Genomic DNA, 21,137 nt, shown 5'->3' on the forward strand with positions numbered 1-21,137 from the left:
CGGGCCTTCCGGCTCGGTGCGGGCGGACGGGGGCGGTCAGCGCTCCAGCACGGCCGGGCGGTCCCGGCCCCGGACCCGGACCACGGGCCAGCGCGGGTCCACGGACAGGGGCACGACGCCGCCGGGACCCAGCAGCACCGTGTCCTCGATCTTCGTGCCCGGCGCGGACGGGTTCCACGTGAAGGCCTGGTGCTCGTGCACGAGGTCCGGCACCCCGGGGGCGAGCCGCGGGTCCCGCCCGGCGTACCCGGCGGGCCCACCCTGGTGGTGGCGGGTCCACTCCTCGGCGTCGAAGCCGTGGCGCGGATAGGCGTGCCGGAGCACCGGCAGCAGGTCGGCGAGGGGCAGCCCGGGGCGCAGCGCGTCGAGGACGTCGGCCTCGACCTCCGCGATCCTCGCCTCCGCGTCCGTCTCGGCGGGCTCGGCCGGGCCGAAGCGCACCCAGCGGGTCGCATTGGCGATGAGTCCGCCGCGGCGGGCGCAGACGACCGCCATCGCGCGCCGGCCCAGGGGCCCGGCGGTCGGCAGGGGGTGGCGGTGGGGCAGGCGGTCGGCGCCCCCGCACAGCACCACGACGGGTTCCGCGCCCGCGCGCACCAGGCCGGCGGTCAGCTCGGCGGCGAGCTCCCGCTCGGTGGTGCGCGGCGTCGCCCGGGTCAGCGCCCCGGTCAGCACCGCCGCGGCGTCCCGGCACAGCTGCGCGTAGCGCTGCGCCTCGCCGGGGAGCAGCGAGGCCCGCGCCGCCCGCAGCGGTGCGGCGACGCACTCCTCGGCGGCCACGGCCATCGCGCGCGCCCCGGGGAACCAGTCCTCCGGCGCCGTGAGGGACCCGTGCCAGGGCACCTCGTGCAGCCGGAGGCCCGCGGGCAGCTCCTCGGCCACCAGGCGGGCGGCCTCGTTGGCGGAGGTCACGACCTCGTCACCGTCCCGGTGCACCAGGACCGCGGCCACCGGCGGACCGGCGAGCGAGACGTGCACGCGCGCGCCGTCGAGGTACCAGGACACGGCGGAGTGGCTCTGCAGCAGCACGGCGTCCACCCCGTGCGCGTCCAGCACCCGCAGGACCCGCCGGCGCTTCTCCGCCCGCTCCGGGGCGCTCACGCGGTCCGGCCCCGGGCCGCGTCCCCGAGCAGGGCCTCCACCCGGGGGGTGTCGAGACGGCCGTCGACGACGAGCACGCGCACCTCCCGCTCGACCGGCCGGTCCGTCGTCGTCGTGACGGGCGCGTCCCAGGCCAGGGCGAGACCCACCCCCGGGTACCCGGCGTGCCGGACGAACCAGGGGTCGGCCGAGTCGTCGCCGCGCCGCAGGACGAGGGTCGCGGGGCGCCCCGCGAACTCGGCGGAGAAGGCGAGCCACGGGGAGGTGCTGCCGTGCACGGCCTGCTCGCCCGCCGCGTCCGCGGTGAACACGTCCGCGTCGGTGCAGGCGGGGAGTCGCCAGAAGAATCCTCCGTAGCCGCCGCCGGCCCGCCCGTTGGAGCCGGGGCTGCCGAGCCGCACCGGGTGGTCGCCGGCGGGGGAGAGGCGGAAGCGCAGGCCGAGCTCCCAGGCGCGCTCGTGCACGGGCCGGAACGTCCAGCGGCGCTCCTCGGTCAGCACCGCGGCGCCGTCCGGGCCCGTCCAGGCGAGCTCCTCGTCGAGGCGGTCGTCGGCGTGGTGCGCCGCGACCCGGAGCACGCGGCCGTGGTCCTCCCGCCACACGTAGCGCTGCGCCTCCCGGGTGTAGGTGCGCCCGCCCCAGAAGTTGAGGCCGTCCACGTCCTGGAGCGCCGTGCCGACCCCCAGGTGCCAGACGTGGTCCAGGGGCTGCTGGTCCGTGAGGACGACGCCGCCGAGGGTCCGCACGGGGTGCAGGAACGGGCGGGGGGAGGAGGTCGGGGCGACGTCCTCGCCCGTGCGGACCTGCGCCACCTCGCGCTCGCCGAGGAGCACGCTCCCGCTCGTGGCGGCGGGTTGCGCCCAGGGGGCGCCCAGGCCGGCGAAGTCCGACTGCGCCCTGACCGCCCGCACCGCCCAGTCCTCGATCCCGTCGAGGACGGCGCGCGGCGCCGTCCCGTCCTCCTGGTGCCAGCGGACGTGCTCGGGGGCGATCGGGACGGGGTCCGGGGCGGTGCGGACGGCGTCCAGCACCCGCACGAAGGCCCCCGTGGCGACCAGCGGGCACAGCAGCGCGGTGCCCCGGGCCCGGGCGTCGATCAGGTTCTCGAGCAGGTTCGTGCGCCCGGACTCGACAACCCGCGTCCCCTCCGGGCCCGTGACGGTCAGCCGGTCCTGGGTGTAGTGCAGGACGGCCTGCCCCTCCGTGCCCTCCACGGTGATGAACGGGTCCTGCTGCTCGGCGGCGCACAGGGTCAGGGCACACGTGACCGGGATCCCGGCCGCGGTGCGCACCCGGACCACCGAGGTGTCGTCGGACTCGATGGCGTTGGCGCGGTAGAGCTCGGTGCTCAGCTCGGCGACGTCCTCGCGGGTGCGGGCGCCGGCGAGGTGCAGGGCGGTCATCACCGCGTGGGCCAGCGGGTTGGTGACCACGCCGTCCACCACGTCCACCCCGCCGATGCGGCGCCGCCCTGCCCACGGGGACCGGGTGAAGTAGTCGGTGTCCCGGGACCACAGCCCCGTGGCGCCCACCGCGCGCAGCCGCCCGATCTCCCCGCTGGCGAGCAGTCGCTCGACGACCTCCAGGGAGTGGGAGCCCAGGCTCTGGAAGCCCACCTGGACGAGCCGGTCCGCCGCCCCGGCGGCCTCGAGGAGGCGGTCGAACTGGTCGAGGCTGGCCACGGGGGGCTTCTCGAGCAGGACGTCGGCCCCCATCCGGAGGGCGGCCAGGGCGAGGTCGAAGTGGGTGTCGATGGGGGTGGAGACCACCACGACGTCCACGTCCGGGCCGGCGTCCTCCAGCTGCGCCAGGTCGCCGAACATGGGCACGTCCGGTCCGAGCACCCCGTCGTCGTCGACCCGCCGGTCGACGGCCGCCACCAGGCGGACACGGCCCTCCTCCTCGAGCCGGCGGATGTTCGCGAGGTGGCGTCCGCCGAAGCCGCCGATCCCCACCAGGCAGACGCGCACGGGTCCCTCCGGCGCGGTGCGGGCGGCGGGGGCGGACACGGTCTGGGTCTGCACAGGTTCTCCTGGATTCGGCGGGCGGGTTCGGCGGGCGGGTTCGGCTGTCGGAGGCAGGTGGAGCCGCGGGCGCCGGACGGTGCCGTCCGGCGCCCGCGGAGTGTGCGGGGGGTCAGCTGATCGCCGACTCCATCTCGGACATCATGCGCTCGGCGGCCTCCTCGGGGGTCGAGCGCTCGAAGAGCACGTCGAGCTCGTAGCGGTAGATGATCTCCTGCAGGGTGCTGAAGCCCAGCGGCGGGACCGGCAGCGCCTCGCCCAGCTCGGGCTGGATCTCCTCGACGAACTCCGCGGCCGCGGTGTCCGCCTCGCTGAGCTCGGGCAGCACGGCCTCGCGCACCGTCTCGTTGGCGGGCAGGCCGCGGTCCGCGAGGTTGATCTTGCCGGCCTCCTCGCTGTTGACCATGAAGTCGATGAACGCCTTGACCTCCTCGGGGTGCTCGGTGCGGGCGGAGGCGGACATGAACATGGCCGACTTCTGGAAGAGCTGCGCGCCGCCCTCGGTGCCGTCGGTGCTCGGGAAGCGGAGCGGGACGAGCTGGTTGCCGGACGCGGCGTTGAGGGCGCTCAGCTGGTTGGTCCACCACATGCCCATGGCCGCGCCGTTGGTGCCGGTGAGCGACTGGTCGGGGCCCGGCTCCTGGTCCTCCGTGACCACCGAGGCCGGGGGCAGGGCGCCGTCCTCCATCATCTGGTGCCACATGCCCAGGTAGCCGGCGGCGTCGCTCGCCTCGAAGCCGAGCTGCCCCTCGGGCGTGGTGAGCTCCTTGCCCTGCTGGCGCAGCCAGATCTGGAAGCCGGCCGGCTCGTTCGGGCCGCTGGTGCCGTGGACGTCCGTGTTCTCGGCGATCTGCTGGGAGACCTCGGAGAAGTCGTCCCAGGTCCACGTGGAGTCGTCCGGCAGCTCGACCCCGGCCTCCTCGTAGATGGTGGGGTTCGCCATCATCGCCATCACGTTGACGCCCGTGGCCACGCCGAAGAGGCCCTCCTCGGTCCGGCCGCTGTCCACGACGCCCTCGTCGAGCTCGGCGACGTCCACGTCGGAGAGGTCCAGCAGCGCGCCGTTGTCCGCGTACTCGCGCAGGTACTTCTCGTCCATCTGGATGATGTCCGGGGCGTCGCTGGAGGCCGTCTGCGTGGCCAGCTTGTCCCAGTAGCCGCCGAAGTCGCCGTACTCGCCCACGATGGTGACCCCCGGGTTCTGCTCCTCGAAGGCGTCGATGATCTCCTGCGTCTGCTGGTGGCGGGTGTCCGAACCCCACCAGGCGAAGCGCAGCTCGACGTTGCCGTCGGCGTTCGCATCGTCGGCGCCGCCGCAGCCGGTCAGGGCCAGCGCCGACACGCTGAGGACGGTGGCGGCCTTCGCGAGGGTTCCCGTTCGCTTCATGCTGATCATGTCTCCTATGGGTCGAGGCAACGCCTTCTGGAAAGCGTTTTCCCGAGCGTAGCTGTGACCTGCCTCACGGGTCAAGGGCTCGCTCGGATTTCGTCGGCCGTGTCGCGCCGGCGCCCGCCGGGGGCGCCGGCCGCGGTGCCTACGACCGGCCGAAGGCCACGCTGTCCGTGGTCCAGGCGCGGGCCTGGCCGGTGAGCGTGACGCCCAGCCCGGGGCGGTCGGGGACGAGCATGCGCCCGTCCCGGGTCTCCAGGCGCTCCTCGAAGAGGGGGTCGAGCCAGTCGAAGTGCTCCACCCACGGCTCGCGCGGATAGGCCGCCGCCAGGTGCAGGTGGATCTCCATGGCGAAGTGGGGGGCCAGGCCCAGTCCGCGCTGGTCGGCCAGGGCGGCCAGGCGCAGGAACTGGGTGATGCCCCCCACGCGCGGGGCGTCGGGCTGGATGATGTCGCAGGCCCGGGCGTCGATGAGCCGGACGTGCTCCGCGACGGAGGCGAGCATCTCGCCGGTGGCGATCGGCGTGTCCAGGGCCGCGGCCAGCTGGGCGTGGCCCTCGGCGTCGTAGGCGTCCAGGGGCTCCTCGATCCAGACGAGGTCGAACTCCTCCAGCCGGCGGCCCATGCGCAGGGCCGTGGCGCGGTCCCACTGCTGGTTGGCGTCGACCATCAGGGGCACGTCCGCGCCGATGTGCTCGCGGACGCCCGCCACGCGGCGCAGGTCCTCGGCGGAGTCGGGCAGGCCCACCTTGATCTTGATCCCGCCGATGCCCTCCTCGAGGGAGCGGGTGGCGCGGTCCCGGACCTCCTCCAGGGAGGCGTTGAGGAACCCGCCGGAGGTGTTGTAGGTCCGCACGGAGTCCCGGTGGGCGCCCAGCAGCTTGGCCAGCGGCAGCCCGGCGCGCTTGGCCTTGAGGTCCCAGAGGGCCACGTCGATCGCGGCCAGCGCCTGGGTGGCCACTCCGGAGCGGCCCACGGAGGCGCCCGCCCAGAGCAGCTTGTCGTACACCCTGGCGATGTCGTTGGGGTCCTCGCCGATCAGGCCCTCCGCCACCTCCTTCGCGTGGGCGTACTGGGCGGGGCCCCCGGCGCGCTTGGAGTAGCTGAAGCCCATCCCGGTGTGCCCCTGCGCCGTGCTGATCTCGGCGAAGAGGAACACGACCTCGGTCATCGGCCGCTGCCGGCCGGTGAAGACCTTGGCGTCGGAGATCGGGGTGCTCAGCGGCAGGGTGGCGGTGGAGAGCTGGACGTGGCGGACGGTGTCCGGGGTGTACGGCATGGCGGGATCCTCGAGGGTCTCGGCGTCGGCGGTCAGAATGAATAATACAAATAAATAACTTGTATGACTAGTATCTCGGGAGCCACCCCGGGGTGCCCGGCCCCGAAACACTCTGTACATAGTTATTGTGACCTGCAACACTGGCGGCGAGACCGTGTGAACCCCGTGCCCGCGCCGCGCCCCCCGGGCACGCGCCGCGGAAAGGATGTGGACCGATGCCGATCGACCCGCCCCACGCCGGACCGGCCGCCGCGCTGCTCCGGGACTTCTCCCTCGAGATGACGGGCAAGGACGTGCCGGCCCTGGAGGAGGCCGCCGCCGTGGTGCCTGCGGGGACCCGGATCAACGTGACCTTTCTCGGCAACGAGGACCTGGGCATGCGCGTGGCCGCGGCCCGCGCGGTGCGCGAGCACGGCTTCGTCCCCGTGCCCCACTTCTCGGCGCGGAGGCTGCGCTCCCAGGGCGAGCTCGAGGAGTTCCTCGCGGCGCTCGCGGAGGTCGGCGCCGCCGAGCACGTGTTCGTGGTGGGCGGGGACCCCGAGACCCCCGAGGGCCCCTACCCGGACTCCCTCTCCGTCATCCGCACCGGAGTGCTCCCGCGGCACGGCGTGCGCGGGGTGGGCGTCAGCGGCTACCCGGAGGGCCACCCCGGCATCGACGACGCCGCCCTCTGGTCCGCCCTGACCGACAAGACGGCCGCGATCCGCGAGCAGGGCCTCGAGCCCGAGATCATCACCCAGTTCGGCTTCGACAAGGACCCGGTCCTGGAGTGGCTGGCCGAGGTGCGCCGCCGCGGCGTCGACACCCCGGTGCGGATCGGGGTGCCGGGCCCGGCGGGCGTCCGGCGGCTGCTCGGCTACGCGCGCCGCTTCGGCGTGGGCACCTCGGCGGGCATCGTCCAGAAGTACGGCTTCTCCCTGACGAACCTGCTGGGCACCGCGGGCCCGGACCGCTTCCTGCGCGACCTCGCCGCCGGCCTCGACCCCGCCGTCCACGGGCAGGTGCTGCTGCACTTCTACACCTTCGGCGGGCTGCGGGCCACGGCCGAGTGGGTCCGCGAGTTCGGGACGGACGGGGGGACCCCGTGAGCGCGGCCCGCCCGTCGATGCTCCGCCCGGACCACGCCAGCCTCGTGGTGCACGGCCGGGACCAGCCGGGGATCGTCGCCGTCGTCACCGAGGTCCTCGCCCGGCACGGGGCGAACATCGTGGCCCTCGACCAGCACTCGGACGACCCCGAGGGCGGGGCGTTCTTCCAGCGCACCGTCTTCCACCTGCCCGGCTACCCGGCCCTGCGGCCGGCGCTCGAGCAGGACCTCGGCGCGGCCCTCGCGGACGGGTTCGAGCTGGAGTGGCGGTTCACGGACCTCTCGGTGCCGCGGCGCGTGGCGATCTTCGCCTCGAAGTCCGACCACTGCCTGCTCGACCTCGTCTGGCGCCAGCGCCGGGGCGAGCTGCCCATGACGATCTCCATGGTCGTCTCCAACCACCCCGACATGGCCGAGGACGTCCGCGGCTTCGGCATCCCCTTCTTCCACGTCCCCACCCAGGACAAGGCCGCGGCCGAGGCGGAGCACCTGCGCCTGCTGCAGGGCAACGTCGACCTCGTGGTCCTCGCCCGCTACATGCAGATCCTGTCCTCCACGTTCCTGACCGAGGTCGGGGTGCCGGTGATCAACATCCACCACTCGTTCCTGCCGGCCTTCATCGGGGCCGAGCCGTACCGCAAGGCCAAGGAGCGGGGCGTGAAGATCATCGGCGCCACCGCGCACTACGTCACCGAGGACCTCGACGAGGGCCCGATCATCGAGCAGGACGTGGTCCGGGCCTCGCACCGGGACTCCGCGCAGGAGCTCGCCCGCCGCGGCGCGGACGTGGAGCGCCAGGTGCTCTCCCGCGCCGTGCTGTGGCACTGCCAGGACCGGATCATCCGGCACGACCGCCAGACCATCGTGTTCTGACCCCCGCCCCGGCCGCGCCGTCGTGGCCGGGACACCACCGCAGAGAAGGAGTCAACCGTGGCACCCCGCACTCTCCAGGACGTCCTCGACGCCTCGAACGGCACCGTCGAGCTGCTCCGCAACTCGCAGATCGGCGCGTACGTCTACCCCGTGGTCGCGCCCGAGTTCCACAACTGGCGCAGCGAGCAGAAGGCGTGGCGGGAGACCGCCGTGCTCTACGACCAGTCCCACCACATGGACAACCTGTTCATCCGCGGCAAGGACGCCCTGCGACTGATCTCGGACACCGCGATCAACAGCACGAGGACGTTCCCCGTGAACAAGGCGAAGCAGTACGTGCCCACCACCCCGGCCGGCCACGTGATCGGCGACGGCATCCTGTTCCACCAGGAGGAGGACGAGTACGTCTACGTGGGCCGCGCCCCGGCCGCCAACTGGCTGCTCTACCACGGCGAGACCGGCGGCTACGACGTCGACATCGAGGTCGACCGCCGCTCCCCGTCCCGCCCGATGGGCAAGCCCGTGGTCCGGAAGTACTGGCGCTTCCAGATCCAGGGCCCCAGCGCGTGGCAGATCATCGAGAAGCTCAACGGCGGGCCCCTCGAGCAGCTGAAGTTCTTCACGATGGACCGCATGAGCGTGGGCGGCGCCCGGGTGCGCACCCTGCGCCACGGCATGGCCGGCGCCCCCGGCCTGGAGATCTGGGGCCCCTACGAGTCCTACGACCAGGTGCGGGCCACGATCCTGGAGGCCGGCGCCGAGTTCGGCATCGTGCCCGTCGGCGCCCGGGCGTACCCCTCCAACACCCTCGAGTCGGGCTGGATCCCGTCCCCGCTGCCGGCGATCTACACCGGGGAGGGCACGGCGGACTACCGGAGGTGGCTCGGGGCGGACAGCTACGAGGCCACCAACGCGCTCGCCGGCAGCTTCGTCTCCGAGAACATCGAGGACTACTACCTCACGCCGTGGGAGCTGGGCTACGGGTCCTTCGTGAAGTTCGACCACGACTTCATCGGCCGCGACGCCCTGGAGCAGGTCGACCCCTCGACCCAGCGCCGGAAGGCGACCCTGGCCTGGAACGCCGAGGACATGCAGAAGATCTTCGCCTCCCTCTTCGACACCGAGGGCCCGGACTACAAGTACTTCGACCTGCCCCTGGCCAACTACGGCTCGTCCAACTACGACGCGGTGGTCGACGCCGACGGCCGCACGGTGGGCCTGTCCATGTTCACCGGCTACAGCTACAACGAGCGCAAGGGCCTGTCCCTGGCGACCGTCGACCCGAACGTGCCCGAGGGCACCGAGCTGAAGGTCGTCTGGGGCGAGCCGGACGGCGGCAGCCGCAAGACGACCGTGGAACCGCACGAGCAGCTCGAGGTCCGGGCCGTGGTCAGCCCCGTGCCCTACTCCGAGGTGGTGCGCAAGGACTACCACGGCGGGTGGCGGACCGCCTCCGCCCAGCGCTAGCCGAGGAGCGGTCCGAGGGCGCGCAGCACGGGCCCGGGCTCCCACCGCCCGAGGCCGTCGACCGCCCCGACGGGGTGCACGCCCGCCACCGAGTTGGTCACGAACACCTCGGTGGCGCGGGCGAGCTCCGCCCACGCCACCGGGCGCTCGCGGACGTCCGTGCCGGCGGCGCGCAGCGCCGCCAGCACGCGGGCGCGCACCACCCCGGGCAGGATCCGGCCGTCCGCGGGCGGGGTGAGCACGGCGCCGTCGACGACGACGAAGACGTTCGCCCGGCCCGTCTCCAGGAGCATGCCGTCCGCGTCCACGAGCAGCGGGTCGCAGCTGCGCGACCACAGCCCGGGGACCGGCTCGTGGGCGAGCACCCGGCGGTCCGCCCACTTGTGCCCCCCGAGGCCGCCGGGCAGCCGGACGGGGACGAGCCGCCACGGCGGCACCGGCTCCGGGGGGAGGGCCGTGGCCGTGACCGTCACGGTCACGGCGCCCCCCGGGGCGGGCACGGCCGTGATCCGCAGCCGGTGCGGACCGGGCAGCGCGGCGGCCCGGTCCAGCACCTCGCCGCGGACGCCTGCGGGCAGGGCCGCACCGCAGCAGGCGAGGCAGCTGGCGCCGAGCCGGGCGAGGTGGGCCTCGAGGTCCACGGGCGCGCCCTCGCGCACGAGCAGCGTGGTGAACACCCCCTCCTCCCGGGCCGGCGGGAGGACCGGCAGGGCCGGGAGGAGCTCGAGCACGGTCGCGGGCCGGTGCCCGTCCCAGTCCCGCCGGAGGTCCTCGTCCAGCACGGCCCCGACGGCGTCGAGCAGGGGCACCGCCTTCACGAGCGTCTCGTGCGCCTCGTCCGCGGGGTCGGAGTCGGCCACGATCCCGCCGCCCACCCCGAGCCGGACCCGGTCGCCGGTGAACTCGAAGGTGCGGATCGCCACGTTGAGCACCAGACCGGCCGGGCCCGCGCGGCCGATCGCCCCCGTGTAGACCTCGCGGGCCGCGGGCTCGAGCGCGTTGACGATCTCCATGGCCCGGATCTTGGGCGCACCCGTGCAGGACCCCGGGGGGAACGTGGCCCGCAGCAGCGCCCCGTCCCCCAGCTCCGCGGGCAGCCGCCCGTGCACGTCCGCCACCAGGTGGTGGACCCCGGTGTGCGGCTCGACCCGGGGCGTGGCCGGGGCGCGCACCGACCCGGGCACGCACGCCCGGGAGAGGTCGTTGCGCATCAGGTCCACGATCATGACGTTCTCCGCCCGGTTCTTCGCCGAGCCGTGCAGCGCCGCGGGGTCGCTCGCGGCCGGTGCGGTGCCCTTGATCGGGGACGTCAGGACCGTGCGCCCGGTGCGGCGCAGGAACAGCTCCGGGGACAGGCTCGCCACCGCGGCCCCCTCCGGGAGGCGCAGGAACGCGGCGAAGCGCGGGGCCAGGGCCTCCTGGCCGGCGCAGAACAGGTCCAGCGGGTCGCCCCGGAAACCGGCCTCGAGACCGCGGCAGACGTTGGTCTGGAAGACGTCGCCGTCGCGGATGTGGCCCAGCACCGCGGTCACGGCGGCGGCGTGCGCGGCGGCAGAGGCGTCGGCCGTGAAGGGCCCGCACCGGTAGGGCGCCGGTGCGTGCGGGGCGTCCGGCGCCGTGCGGGCGAGCTCCCGCGCGGCCGCCACCCGGGCCGGGTCCGTGCCCGGCAGCCACTCGAGCACCCAGGCGCCGTCCGCGGCGCGGTGGCGCAGGACGTGGTCGTAGTACCCGAGGTGGTGGTCCGGCAGCCGCGCGGGGCGCGGCGGGGCGGCGGGGAGCCGCTCGAGGCGCCGGGCCAGCTGGTAGCCGAGGTAGCCGATCCAGCCGCCGCCGAAGGCCGCCTCCTGGGGGTCGTCCGGCGGGGGATCCCCCTCCGGGGCGGCACCCGGCAACGGGGCGTCCGGCAGCGGGACCCGGGCGTCCAGGGCCGCGAAGGGGTCCTCGCCGGCGCCCAGCACCCGGAGCGGCCGCACACCGATCACGGTGTCGCCGCCGGACCAGTCGCCGAACAGCCCCACCAGCCCGGGCTGGTCCCGCAGGGCCCGCAGCATCTGCACCGGGGACAGGCGGACCCCGGTGAGGACCTCCTGCGTCGTCACGGCCGCCTCAGCCGTTCCCCGGGGCGGTCGCGGACGGCCCGTCGCCCGCCTCCGCCTCGAGCCGCCACCGGGAGTTCGCCAGGTGCGCGCGCATCGCCGCCGACGCGGCGAGCGGGTCGCGGGCCCGGATCGCGTCCAGGACCGACCGGTGCTCGGCGGCGACCCGGGCCGCGCGCCCGCCGCCGGGGGCGCCGTCCAGCCGGCGCGGCGGCATGGTGATCATGGCGGGCCCGAGGCCGGTCAGGGCGTCCACGTAGTACGGGTTCCCGCTGGCCTCCGCCACGGTCCGGTGGAACTCGAAGTCGTTCTCCAGGGACGCGGCCGGGTTGTCGACCTCCTCCTCGGACCGTGCCAGGGCGTCCTCCATCCGGGCGAGCTGGTGCTCCTCCCGCGCCGTGGCCGCCAGCGCCGCGGCCTCGGACTCGACCCCGGTGCGGAAGGCCAGCAGGCGGCGCCGGTCCTGCAGGGTCCGCACCGGCCGGCTCGTCCCGCCGGGCGCGGCCGGAGGGGTCAGCACGAAGCTGCCGCTGCCCCGCCGGGTGTGCACGAGCCCCTCCGCCTGCAGCCGGGCGACGGCCTCGCGCACCACCGTGCGGCTGACCCCGTGCTCCGCGATCAGGGTGCTCTCGCTGGGCAGGCGCTCGCCGGGGGAGATGCGCCCGTCCACGATGCGCGCCCGGAGGTCGTCCACGAGGGCGGAGGTGAGGTTGCGGCTCATGGGGACATGATCCCACCCCGGGAGCGGCCCCCGCAGCCCGGGGCGTCAGGGCCGGCGGCCGACCTCCTCGACCACGCTGCGCCCCGTGCCCGCCCGGGACTCCCAGGCCCAGGTCTCGTGCAGGCGCACCCTGCCGTCCCCGAGCACCTCGATGCGGGACGTGCACGCCCCGCCGGCGGTCTCCCCGGCACGGTCCAGGTGCGAGTAGCGGAAGCTCAGCCCGTCCCCGGCGCGCGTGCCGACGAGGAAGCCCCGGCGCACCGAGCCGCCCGCGTACTCGGCCCACACGAGGTCGTCCTCCTGGTGGTAGTCGAAGACCGTGTCGGAGCCGACGTCCCCGTCGGCGGCGTTGGACACGCCCACGAACGTCCTCCCGTCGAGGTCCACGGCGTCCGGCGCGGTCGGCGGGGTGCGGTGCAGATCGGTCATGGGTCCACCGTACGGTGCGCCGGGCGCCGTCGTTATCGGTCCGCGATAACCTCCCTTGGCGGGCCCTTCCACGGGCCGCGACACTGGCACCGAGAGTCCCGGGGTGAACCGGGACGTCCGCGAGAGGGGAGCAGGGATGATCTTCATCGTCGTCAAGTTCAAGGTGAAGCCGGAGTGGGCCGACCGCTGGGTCGAGTTCTCGAAGGAGTTCACCGAGGCCACCCGCGCGGAGCCGGGCAACCTGTGGTTCGACTGGTCCCGCAGCGTGGAGGACCCGCACGAGTTCGTGCTCGTCGAGGCCTTCGCGGACGACGGCGCGGGCCCGCACGTGAACAGCGACCACTTCAGGAAGTTCACGGCGGAGGCGCCCCAGGCGCTCGTGGAGACCCCGCAGATCATCAGCGAGCAGATCTCCGCCTCGGGCTGGAACCGGATGGGGGAGATCACGGTCGGCTGACCGTCCGACGGCGCGCCGCCGGCCCGGGAGCGAGGCTCCCGGGCTGTTGGCATGTGCAACCCGGCACGCCACAATGTGAGGCATGACCGCACGCGACACCGGCATGGCCTCCGTCCAGAAAGCCTTCGCCCTCCTGGACGTGGTCGCGCGGGATCCCCGGGGCGCCACGGCCAAGGACATCAGCACCGAGCTGGGGATGCCGCTGCCCTCGGTCTACCGGCTGCTGCAGACGCTCGTGGCCTCCGAGCACGTGGTGCACCTCCGGGACCAGCGCCGCTACGGTCTGGGCTACAAGCTGCACGCGCTCGACGCCTCGCTGCGCCAGCAGGTCGCGACCCCCGCCACCGTGCAGCGCGCGGTGCGGGAGCTGCACGGGAGCGCCGACGCCGCCGCGTACTTCGCGGTCTACCGCGGCGACGCCGTGGTGGTGGCGCACGTGGTCGACTCCCCGCGCCGGCCGCGCATCGACCCCATGGACTTCGGCTTCACGGGCGGCGCGCACGCCACGGCCTTCGGCAAGATCCTGCTCTCCCGCATGGACGACGACGAGGTGGCGGACTACCTCGGCCGCCACGGGATGCGCCCCCTGACGGACCGCACGCTCACCACGCCGGACGAGCTGGGGCGCGAGCTCGGGCGGGTGCGCGCGGAGGGCGTCGCCGTGGAGCGCGAGGAGTTCGTGCCCGGCGCCTCGTGCCTGGCCGCGCCGGTGGTCGACTCCGCCGGGCGCACCCTGGGCTCCGTGGCCGTGTCCCTGCGGCCCACCGACTTCGAGCGGCGGCACCGGGCGATCGCGCCGGTCCTGCGGGACGCCGCGGACCGGGTGGGACGGGCCCTGCGCGCCGCGGAGGGCTGCCCGGTCCGGTCCGCGACCGGCTGAGCAGCCCTCCACGTCCGGCGGCTACAGGTGGCGTCCCGCCAGCTGCTCGGCGATGTAGTCCGCCTGCCGGGCGGCCAGGGCCACGATCGTCAGCGTCGGGTTCGCCGCCGCGCCGGTCGTGAACAGGGAGCCGTCCGCGACGAACAGGTTCGGCACGTCGTGGGTCTGGCCGAACGCGTTGGTCACCCCGTCCTCGGGGCGCTCGCTCATCCGGGCCGTGCCCATGTTGTGCGTCGACGGGTAGGGCGGCGTGTGGTGCACGGAGGTCGCGCCCACGGACTCGTAGAGCAGGGACGCCTGCTGATAGCCGTGGTTGCGCATCGCCACGTCGTTCGGGTGGTCGTCGAAGTGCACGTTGGGCACGGGCAGCCCCAGGTGGTCCGTCACGGAGGAGTTGAGGGTCACCCGGTTGCTCTCCTGCGGCATGTCCTCGCCCACCACCCACATCCCGGCGGTGTTCTCGTAGCCGTCCAGCAGGGCCGTGAACTCCGGCCCCCAGGAGCCGGGGTCCACGAAGCTGGCGAGGAAGGCGGGGCCCAGGGAGATCGTCTCCATGTAGTAGCCCCCGGCGAAGCCGCGGTCGACGTCGTGCCGGGACTCGTCCGCCACGAGCCCGGCCATCGTCTCGCCCCGGTACATGTGCACCGGCCGGTCGAACTGCGCGTAGATCGAGCCCGTGGTGTGCCGCATGTAGTTGCGGCCCAGCTGCCCGGAGGAGTTCGCGAGCCCGTCCGGGAACAGCGGGGAGCCGGAGAGCATGAGCAGCCGGGGCGTCTCGATCGCGTTGCACGCCACCGCCACCAGCCGTGCCCGCTGCCGCTGGACCCGGCCCTCGCCGTCGACGTAGAGCACGCTGTCGACCAGGCCCTTCTCCGTGTGGGTGATCTGCACGGCGTGGCAGTCCGGACGCAGGTCGAGGTTCCCGGTGCGCAGGGCCTTGGGGATCTCCGAGACGAGCGTGGACCACTTCGAGCGGTTCTTGTCGCCCTGGAAGTTGAACCCGTCCTGGACGGACGCCGGCCGCCCGTCGTAGGGCTCCGCGTTGGTCCCGTAGGGGCCGGTCGCGTAGTGCCGGTAGCCGAGCTTCTGCGCGCCCGCGGCGAGCACCTTGTAGTTGTTGTTCGCGGGCAGCGGCGGCCGGCCGTGGCGGTGGGTGCTGCCGATCTTCTGCTCGGCCCGGTCGTAGTACGGGGCGAGGTCCTCCAGGCCGATCGGCCAGTCCAGGAGGTTGGCGCCGTCGACGCGCCCGTAGACGCTGCGCGTGCGGAACTCGTGGGCCTTGAACCGGGGCGTGGCCCCGGACCAGTGGGTGGTGGTCCCGCCGACGGCCTTGACGATCCACGCCGGGAGGTTGGGGAAGTCCCGGGCGATCCGCCACGACCCCGTGGTGGTGCGCGGGTCCAGCCAGGCCATCTGGTGGAAGGCCTCCCACTCGTCGTTGACCCAGTCCTCGCTGGTCAGGTGCGGCCCGGCCTCGAGGAGCACCACCTTGACGCCCTTCTCCGTGAGCTCGTGGGCGAGGGTGCCTCCGCCGGCTCCGGAGCCGATGACGACGACGGCGGAGTCGTCGTCGAGCTCGATCCGTGCGGCGCGCTGCTGGTCCTGGGGCGTGGTGGTCATGCGGTCTCCCCGTGCTCGATGACGTCCGACCCCTTGAAGAGGTCGCTGAAGGGCTGCTCGGTGGTCTCGGAGGCGCCCTGCCGGTCCAGGTTCCACCCCTCCTTGGGGGCCGCGGTCGCCACCGGGTAGCCGAGGGGCCCGCACTCGGCCAGCTCCTCCTCGGACTCCTCGACGCGCGGGTCCGGCAGCCAGTCGAGGTCGTCGAAGCCGCGGTGCAGGTAGCCGCCCTTCGAGAAGGACTCGCCCTCGTAGCCCAGGGCCTCCCACACCTCGTGGTCGTCGTAGAGGTGCAGCACGGTGGTGCGGCGGATGAAGCCGAAGAACTCGAGGTCGGCGATCCGCTTGAGCACCTTCAGCGCGGCGTCGTCGGACAGCTCCACGAACGGTGCGTCGCTGAGCGAGTTCAGGGTCAGCAGCCCCTGGGTCAGGGCCATCCGGAACCACGTGGAGTCCTCGGCCTCGGCGGCGATCTTCTCCGCCATCCGTTCGTACGGGCCGTCGGGGATCCGGGGGTGGGGGAACGCCACCCGGATGACGCGGGTGAGGGTGCGCTTCGCCTCGTCCGTCAGGGCGAGGGCGTTGAGAGCGGAGTACTTCGCGGGATAGACCATGGGTCTCCTCCTCGTCGGCGGTGACGGGTGTGTCTCAGAGTGTGAGCCAGCGCACGTCCGCGGGCCAGGTCCGTTATCGCAGGACGAGAATCGGCGCCCGTGAGAGCATGGGCCGACCGAAGGAGGCCGTGTGATCGTCGAACGACTGCCGGAGCACCTGCACGAGGACGCCGTGTCCCTGTGGGAGGAGGCGGGGCTGACCCGCCCCTGGAACGACCCGCGGGCGGACCTGGACCGGGCGCTCGCCGGCCCGACCTCCACCGTCCTGGCCGCCGTCGAGGAGGGGCGTCTCGCCGGCACCGCCATGGTGGGCCACGACGGCCACCGGGGGTGGGTGTACTACGTGGCCGTGCACCCGTCCCGCCGGGGCCAGGGGCTCGGCCGCGAGCTGATGGTCGCCGCCGAGGGGTGGGTGGCCGGGCGCGGCATCCCGAAGATGCAGCTCATGGTCCGCAGCACGAACACGGGGACCCGGGAGTTCTACGAGCGGATGGGCTACGCCGTCCAGGACACCGTGGTGCTCGGGAAGTTCTTCGACCCCGAGCGGCAGGCCCGGCAGAGCGGCTGAGCCCGGCTCAGCGCAGGGGGTCGGTGACGCCCTGCGGGCAGTCGTAGCGGGCGAAGTCCCAGGCGCTGCGGCGCGCCCCCGCCCGGTAGGCGCTGTCCCAGAACTCCAGGACGGCGCCGTGCGGATCGGGCAGCGCCCGCACGTCGTCGTAGCGCAGGACCGCGAGGTGGCTGCCGCCGCGCTCGCGCCAGGACGCGGCGGCCGGCCGCAGGGGCTCACCGGCCAGCCCGTCGGGCTCCGGGGCGGTGTAGGAGTAGAAGGCCGGTTCCGGGAACGAGGGGTCCCCGAACCAGAACCCGGAGCTGATGACCTCCCGGGAGTAGGCCTCCCGGGTGACCGGGTCCGTGCCGGGCGGGGGATCCACGAAGCGGTCCGCGAAGCGGGTCACGGCGATGTCGAACGTGTGCCAGAAGTGGTGCACGGGGCTGGTCTTCCCGGACCAGCCGGCCGCGAACTCCTCCAGCAGCAGGTTCACCTGGCCGAGGACCTGCCAGTAGCGGGTGACGGCGGCGGTGTCGTAGGCGGCGTGCTCGGTGTCGGCGCCGAACGGGCGCCCGGAGTCGGGCAGGTCGAACGGGTGGGGACGGGCGATCGTCACCTCCACCCCCACCGCCTCCAGGGCGTGCAGGACCCGGGCGTGGAACTCGGCGACGGACAGCCCCGGCAGGGCGAAGGAGTGCCGGGCCCCGGCGGCGGTGCTCACGTCGAGGCGGTGGTCCAGGAGGTCGAGGTCGACGGCGAAGACCGGGTCCCGTCCCATCGGCCGGGTGGTGATGCCGCGGCCGGTCAGGTGGAACGGCACGTTCCACCAGTGGTTGCGCCGCGGCGCGGACGCCAGCCGCACCTTGCCGACCACCTGCGCGAACCGGTGGAGGGTGTCCAGGGTGTCCCGCCAGGACTCGTAGGGCATCTCGGGGAACGCGACGTGGGTCATGGTGGCCTCCTGCGACCCAGTGTGCTGCCCCACCGGGCGGTCCGTCCAGGGCGCCCGGGGCCGCGGGCACGGGACCGCGGGGGTCCTCCCGGTGGGACACTGGGCGGGAACGATCCGGTGACGGCGCGGGGTGCTCCGGCGGGGCCCCGTGCCCGACCCCGTGCCGGACCCCGGGACCGACCCCGGTACCGACCCCCGTACCGAGGAGGAACGAGCTGCCCATGGTGCGATCCTCCGGCGACGGCCCTCCGTCCGAGCCGCTGGCCTGGGGTGAGCGGCGGGCTCGCTGGGTGCTGGCCGCCACCGTGCTCGGCTCGGCCCTGACGTTCATCGACACGACGGTGGTGAGCATCGCCCTGCCGTCCGTCGCCGCCGACCTGGGCGCGGGGAGCACCGGTCTGACCTGGGTGGTCAACGGGTACACGCTGACCCTGGCCGCCCTGGTCCTGCTCGGCGGCTCACTGGGGGACCGGTACGGCCGGCGCCGGATCTTCCTGATCGGCGTCGGCTGCTTCGCCGGGGCCTCCGCGCTGTGCGGCCTGGCCCCGGACGTCACCGTCCTCGTCGCCGCGCGGGCCGTCCAGGGGATCGGCGGCGCCCTCCTGGTGCCGACCGCGCTCGCGATCCTGCAGGCCTCCTTCGCCCCGGAGCACCGCGCCCGCGCCATCGGCGCCTGGTCGGGGCTCACAGGGGTCGCCTCGGCCGTGGGGCCGTTCGCGGGCGGCTGGCTCGTCCAGACCACCTCGTGGCGGTGGGTGTTCCTGGTCAACCTCCCGGTGGCGCTCGCCGTGGCGCTGATCGCCCGCCGGCACGTCCCCGAGTCGAGGAACCCGGCGGCGTGCCCGCAGCTGGACGTGCCCGGCGCGGCGCTGCTGGTGGCCGGTCTCGGGGCGCTGACGCTCGGGCTGACCACCGCGTCCGGCGACGACCCGTCGGTGCCGGCGGCGGGCGGGGCGCTCGCGGCCGGGGCCGTCCTGCTGGCGGCGTTCCTGCTCCGGGAGCGGCGTGCGAGGTCCCCGCTGCTGCCGCCCGCCCTGTTCCGCCGGCGCCTGTTCGTGGCGGCGAACGTCATCACCTTCGTGGTCTACGCCGGCCTGGGCGCGGTCTTCTTCGTCCTCGTCGTCGCCCTCCAGGTGGGAGCCGGGTTCTCGCCCGTGGCCGCCGGACTGGCCCTGCTGCCCGTCACCGTCCTGATGCTGCTGCTCTCGCCGTCCGCGGGCGCCCTGGTGCACCGGGTGGGTCCGCGGGCGCCCATGACCGCCGGGCCGCTGATCGCCGCGCTCGGGGTGCTCCTGCTGGGCCGGGCCGGGCCCGGGGCGCACTACCTCCTGGAGGTGCTGGTGCCGGCCGCGGTGTTCGGCGCCGGGCTGACCCTGCTGGTCACGCCGCTGACCGCCACGGTCCTCGGCGCGCTGCCCACGGAGCAGGCCGGGCTGGCCAGCGGGGTCAACAACGCCGTGGCGCGCACGGCGGGCCTGCTCGCGGTCGCGGCGATCCCGCTGGTGGGCGGGCTCGGGGAGACCGGTCTCACCGACCCGGCCCGGCTCCGTGCGGGGTTCCCCGTGGTCATGGGGCTGTGCGCGGGCCTGCTCGCGGCGGGCGGGCTGCTGTCCGCCGTGGTCCTCCAACCGCCCGCGGCGCGGGGCGGGCCGGGAGGCCTTCGCGCCACGACACATCCTTGACCGCCCGATCGGCGCGCTCCTAGCCTGAAGCCCCTGGTGGGACCCCGGTGGGGTGTGGAGGCCGGGGCCGAGGGGCGCGGGGGCGCCCGGTGCCCGGGCGGGCCGCGAGGCCGGTGGCAGGATCCTGACGTGCGCGTCCGCGCTCGTGCTCGCGCACCGGCGTCCGGCCGGTCCGACCGAAAGCAGTGGTGAGCCATGCGTGCTCCCGAGAACGACCACCGCCCCGCCTCCGGCCCCGGTCCCCGCGACCGGAGGCGCCGGCGCACGCGCCGGGCGGGCTCCGCACTGGCTCTGGCCGTGCTGCTGGCGACCGCTCCGGCGGCCGGGACGGCCACGGTCGCCGCGCCGCCGCCCGGCGTCCTCGTCACCGCCCAGGTGCCGCCCGGGCTCGAGGACTTCTACGCCCAGCAGCTCGTCTGGACCCCGTGCGGGGCGGCGGCGGAGTGCGCCCTGGTGCAGGTGCCGCTCGACCACGAGAACCCGGCCGCAGGGCAGATCCAGCTGGCGGTCACCCGGGTGCCGAGCACCGACCCCGCCGCCCGGCAGGGTTCCCTGCTCGTGAACTTCGGCGGCCCGGGCGGTTCCGGGACGGCTTCGATCGAGGCGTGGGCGGCGGGTCTGGACCCGCGAGTCCGGGCCGCGTACGACATCGTGGGCTTCGACCCGCGGGGCGTGGGCAGCTCCACCGCGGTGGAGTGCCTCGATGACGCTGCAATGGACGCGAGCCGGGCCACCACGGTCGACCCCGACACCCCGGAGGGCCTGGCCCAGGCCGTCGCGGCGGCCGAACGGTTCGCCGCGGCGTGCGCGGCGAACACCGGCCCGCTGCTCGGCGAGGTCGACACGGTCAGCGCCGCCCGGGACCTGGACATCCTGCGGGCGGTGCTCGGCGACGAGGAGCTCGACTACCTCGGCTACTCCTACGGCACCCGGCTCGGCGCCACGTACGCCGACCTCTTCCCCGAGCGGACGGGACGGTTCGTGCTGGACGCGGCGGTGGATCCGTCCCTCGACGGCTCCGAGATGATCCTCGACCAGGCCGCCGGCTTCGAACGTGCCCTCCGGGTGTACGTCGAGTCCTGCCTGCCCCTGGACGGGTGCCCGTTCGAGGGGACCGTCCAGGAGGGGATGGCCGAGATCGAGGCCCTGCTCCGGCAGACCGAGGTGCAGCCGCTGCCGACCGCCGACGGTCGGCCGCTCACCGTGGACAATGCGGTCAGCGGGCTCATCAAACCGCTCTACGATCCGCGCATCTGGTGGTTCCTGACCCAGTCCCTCACGCTGGCCACGGAGCACGGGGACGGGACGGGACTGATGCTCCTCGCGGATCTGGCGTACGGCCGGGGACCCGACGGCACCTACGCCAACTCCAGCGCGGCGAACATCGCGATCAACTGCCTCGACCGTCCCGAGGACGACGATCCCGCCGCGATGGCGGCGCTGGACGCGCAGCTGCAGGAGGCGTCCCCGACCCTCGGCGACTGGTTCAGCCACGGGGAGGTCACCTGCGGGGCCTGGCCGCACGAGCCCGTCGGCGTGCCCGCCCCGATCGACGCCGCCGGTGCCGGGCCCATCCTGGTGGTCGGCGGCACGGGGGACCCGGCCACGCCCTACGCGTGGTCGCAGGCGCTGGCCGAGCAGCTCGAGGGCGGGCACCTGCTGACCCGGGTGGGCGAGGGGCACGGATCCTACGCGAGCGGCAACCGGTGCATCGACGAGACGGTCACCGCTCATCTCCTCGAGGGCGTGCTGCCCGCGGAGGAGCGGATCTGCTGAGCCGGAGGGCCCGCGGCGGAGCGGGCAGAAAGCGGCCGGTACGAGATCGCCCCCGCACCGGCCCAGCCACCAGGGAAATCAGGAAGATCCGGCGGCCTCGCCCCATCCTACTGAGACGCCGGTCACGGATCACCCCTTGATT

18 protein-coding genes are annotated in these 21,137 nt (G+C 74.4%); 8 read left to right on the plus strand and 10 right to left on the minus strand.

Features of this window, described 5'->3' with window-relative positions; all coding sequences use genetic code 11:
- Nucleotides 1-36 precede the first annotated feature (36 nt).
- The 4 genes from CK505_RS03695 to CK505_RS03710 form a co-directional block, all read right to left on the minus strand.
- A complete protein-coding gene (locus CK505_RS03695) occupies nt 37-1,101 on the minus strand; it encodes a Xaa-Pro peptidase family protein (RefSeq protein ID WP_095650262.1) in 1,065 nt (354 codons plus the stop codon).
- Entirely contained in the window at nt 1,098-3,125 is a 2,028-nt protein-coding gene (locus CK505_RS03700; protein ID WP_095650263.1) for a DUF6807 family protein, read from the minus strand. Before CK505_RS03700 ends, CK505_RS03695 begins: the two co-directional genes overlap by 4 nt.
- A 112-nt stretch (nt 3,126-3,237) precedes the next feature.
- Nucleotides 3,238-4,512, minus strand: coding sequence for an ABC transporter substrate-binding protein (locus CK505_RS03705; RefSeq protein ID WP_043739617.1), 1,275 nt, complete (start codon nt 4,510-4,512; stop codon nt 3,238-3,240).
- A gap of 148 nt (nt 4,513-4,660) precedes the next feature.
- Complete coding sequence (locus CK505_RS03710; protein ID WP_095650264.1) at nt 4,661-5,794, minus strand: mandelate racemase/muconate lactonizing enzyme family protein; 1,134 nt, start codon at nt 5,792-5,794, stop codon at nt 4,661-4,663.
- A 215-nt stretch (nt 5,795-6,009) separates the two neighbouring features.
- Between CK505_RS03710 and CK505_RS03715 the strand changes: the two genes are divergently transcribed.
- From CK505_RS03715 to CK505_RS03725, 3 genes are read left to right on the plus strand one after another with little or no spacing between them, the layout of a single operon-like run.
- Complete coding sequence (locus tag CK505_RS03715; RefSeq protein WP_095650265.1) at nt 6,010-6,882, plus strand: methylenetetrahydrofolate reductase; 873 nt, start codon at nt 6,010-6,012, stop codon at nt 6,880-6,882.
- 17 nt (nt 6,883-6,899) lie between these two features.
- Nucleotides 6,900-7,754 (plus strand): formyltetrahydrofolate deformylase, encoded by an 855-nt coding sequence (gene purU, locus CK505_RS03720; RefSeq protein WP_035923823.1) that lies wholly within the window; start codon nt 6,900-6,902, stop codon nt 7,752-7,754.
- Between the two features lie 57 nt (nt 7,755-7,811).
- Nucleotides 7,812-9,221 (plus strand): aminomethyltransferase family protein, encoded by a 1,410-nt coding sequence (locus CK505_RS03725; RefSeq protein WP_095650266.1) that lies wholly within the window; start codon nt 7,812-7,814, stop codon nt 9,219-9,221.
- Here the strand turns inward: CK505_RS03725 and CK505_RS03730 are convergent.
- The 3 genes from CK505_RS03730 to CK505_RS03740 are packed head-to-tail and all read right to left on the minus strand — an operon-like array spanning nt 9,218 to nt 12,467.
- Nucleotides 9,218-11,320 carry a bifunctional anthranilate synthase component I family protein/class IV aminotransferase gene (locus CK505_RS03730; protein ID WP_095650267.1) on the minus strand — a complete coding sequence of 701 codons (2,103 nt, stop codon included), beginning with the start codon at nt 11,318-11,320 and terminating at the stop codon, nt 9,218-9,220. The two genes, CK505_RS03725 and CK505_RS03730, sit on opposite strands and share 4 nt — an antisense overlap.
- A gap of 7 nt (nt 11,321-11,327) precedes the next feature.
- On the minus strand, nt 11,328-12,038 hold the full coding sequence (locus CK505_RS03735) for a FadR/GntR family transcriptional regulator (protein WP_095650268.1): 711 nt from the start codon (nt 12,036-12,038) through the stop codon (nt 11,328-11,330).
- Between the two features lie 45 nt (nt 12,039-12,083).
- Nucleotides 12,084-12,467: a hypothetical protein gene (locus CK505_RS03740; protein WP_017834682.1), complete on the minus strand. Its 384-nt coding sequence runs from the start codon at nt 12,465-12,467 to the stop codon at nt 12,084-12,086.
- A gap of 136 nt (nt 12,468-12,603) precedes the next feature.
- Between CK505_RS03740 and CK505_RS03745 the strand changes: the two genes are divergently transcribed.
- The gene (locus CK505_RS03745; protein WP_017834683.1) at nt 12,604-12,924 is read left to right on the plus strand and encodes a putative quinol monooxygenase; all 321 of its coding nucleotides are present in this window, start codon (nt 12,604-12,606) and stop codon (nt 12,922-12,924) included.
- An 82-nt stretch (nt 12,925-13,006) separates the two neighbouring features.
- On the plus strand, nt 13,007-13,804 hold the full coding sequence (locus tag CK505_RS03750) for an IclR family transcriptional regulator (protein ID WP_017834684.1): 798 nt from the start codon (nt 13,007-13,009) through the stop codon (nt 13,802-13,804).
- Nucleotides 13,805-13,825: 21 nt separating this feature from the next.
- Here the strand turns inward: CK505_RS03750 and CK505_RS03755 are convergent, their stop codons facing one another.
- Nucleotides 13,826-15,424, minus strand: a complete 1,599-nt coding sequence (locus CK505_RS03755) for a GMC family oxidoreductase (RefSeq protein WP_017834685.1) — start codon at nt 15,422-15,424, stop codon at nt 13,826-13,828.
- Complete coding sequence (locus CK505_RS03760) at nt 15,421-16,035, minus strand: hypothetical protein (RefSeq protein WP_095650269.1); 615 nt, start codon at nt 16,033-16,035, stop codon at nt 15,421-15,423. The genes CK505_RS03755 and CK505_RS03760 overlap by 4 nt, the downstream gene beginning before the upstream one ends.
- Nucleotides 16,036-16,165: 130 nt before the next feature.
- Here CK505_RS03760 and CK505_RS03765 point away from each other — a divergent pair, with 130 nt between their 5' ends.
- Nucleotides 16,166-16,603, plus strand: coding sequence for a GNAT family acetyltransferase (locus CK505_RS03765; protein ID WP_017834687.1), 438 nt, complete (start codon nt 16,166-16,168; stop codon nt 16,601-16,603).
- A 7-nt stretch (nt 16,604-16,610) separates the two neighbouring features.
- Here CK505_RS03765 and CK505_RS03770 read toward each other — a convergent pair whose 3' ends face one another.
- A complete protein-coding gene (locus tag CK505_RS03770) occupies nt 16,611-17,537 on the minus strand; it encodes a DUF5996 family protein (protein ID WP_095650270.1) in 927 nt (308 codons plus the stop codon).
- A gap of 221 nt (nt 17,538-17,758) precedes the next feature.
- Between CK505_RS03770 and CK505_RS03775 the strand changes: the two genes are divergently transcribed.
- Both CK505_RS03775 and CK505_RS03780 read left to right on the plus strand, forming a co-directional pair.
- The gene (locus CK505_RS03775; protein WP_017834689.1) at nt 17,759-19,219 is read left to right on the plus strand and encodes an MFS transporter; all 1,461 of its coding nucleotides are present in this window, start codon (nt 17,759-17,761) and stop codon (nt 19,217-19,219) included.
- Nucleotides 19,220-19,414: 195 nt separating this feature from the next.
- Nucleotides 19,415-20,995: an alpha/beta hydrolase gene (locus CK505_RS03780; RefSeq protein WP_095650271.1), complete on the plus strand. Its 1,581-nt coding sequence runs from the start codon at nt 19,415-19,417 to the stop codon at nt 20,993-20,995.
- Nucleotides 20,996-21,137 lie beyond the last annotated feature (142 nt).

The sequence above is a fragment of the Kocuria sp. WN036 genome (genome assembly GCF_002287015.1).
In the GTDB taxonomy this organism is placed as follows: domain Bacteria; phylum Actinomycetota; class Actinomycetes; order Actinomycetales; family Micrococcaceae; genus Kocuria; species Kocuria rosea.

Excerpts from the sequence above, each read along its gene's own strand:
- CK505_RS03775 (WP_017834689.1), top strand. The coding sequence starts at position 17,759 with ATGGTGCGATCCTCCGGCGACGGCCCTCCGTCCGAGCCGCTGGCCTGG.
- CK505_RS03710 (WP_095650264.1), bottom strand. The coding sequence starts at position 5,794 with ATGCCGTACACCCCGGACACCGTCCGCCACGTCCAGCTCTCCACCGCC.
- CK505_RS03715 (WP_095650265.1), top strand. The coding sequence starts at position 6,010 with ATGCCGATCGACCCGCCCCACGCCGGACCGGCCGCCGCGCTGCTCCGG.
- CK505_RS03755 (WP_017834685.1), bottom strand. The coding sequence starts at position 15,424 with ATGACCACCACGCCCCAGGACCAGCAGCGCGCCGCACGGATCGAGCTC.
- CK505_RS03740 (WP_017834682.1), bottom strand. The coding sequence starts at position 12,467 with ATGACCGATCTGCACCGCACCCCGCCGACCGCGCCGGACGCCGTGGAC.
- CK505_RS03745 (WP_017834683.1), top strand. The coding sequence starts at position 12,604 with ATGATCTTCATCGTCGTCAAGTTCAAGGTGAAGCCGGAGTGGGCCGAC.
- purU (WP_035923823.1), top strand. The coding sequence starts at position 6,900 with ATGCTCCGCCCGGACCACGCCAGCCTCGTGGTGCACGGCCGGGACCAG.
- CK505_RS03705 (WP_043739617.1), bottom strand. The coding sequence starts at position 4,512 with ATGAAGCGAACGGGAACCCTCGCGAAGGCCGCCACCGTCCTCAGCGTG.
- CK505_RS03780 (WP_095650271.1), top strand. The coding sequence starts at position 19,415 with ATGCGTGCTCCCGAGAACGACCACCGCCCCGCCTCCGGCCCCGGTCCC.
- CK505_RS03750 (WP_017834684.1), top strand. The coding sequence starts at position 13,007 with ATGACCGCACGCGACACCGGCATGGCCTCCGTCCAGAAAGCCTTCGCC.
- CK505_RS03770 (WP_095650270.1), bottom strand. The coding sequence starts at position 17,537 with ATGACCCACGTCGCGTTCCCCGAGATGCCCTACGAGTCCTGGCGGGAC.
- CK505_RS03760 (WP_095650269.1), bottom strand. The coding sequence starts at position 16,035 with ATGGTCTATCCCGCGAAGTACTCCGCTCTCAACGCCCTCGCCCTGACG.
- CK505_RS03735 (WP_095650268.1), bottom strand. The coding sequence starts at position 12,038 with ATGAGCCGCAACCTCACCTCCGCCCTCGTGGACGACCTCCGGGCGCGC.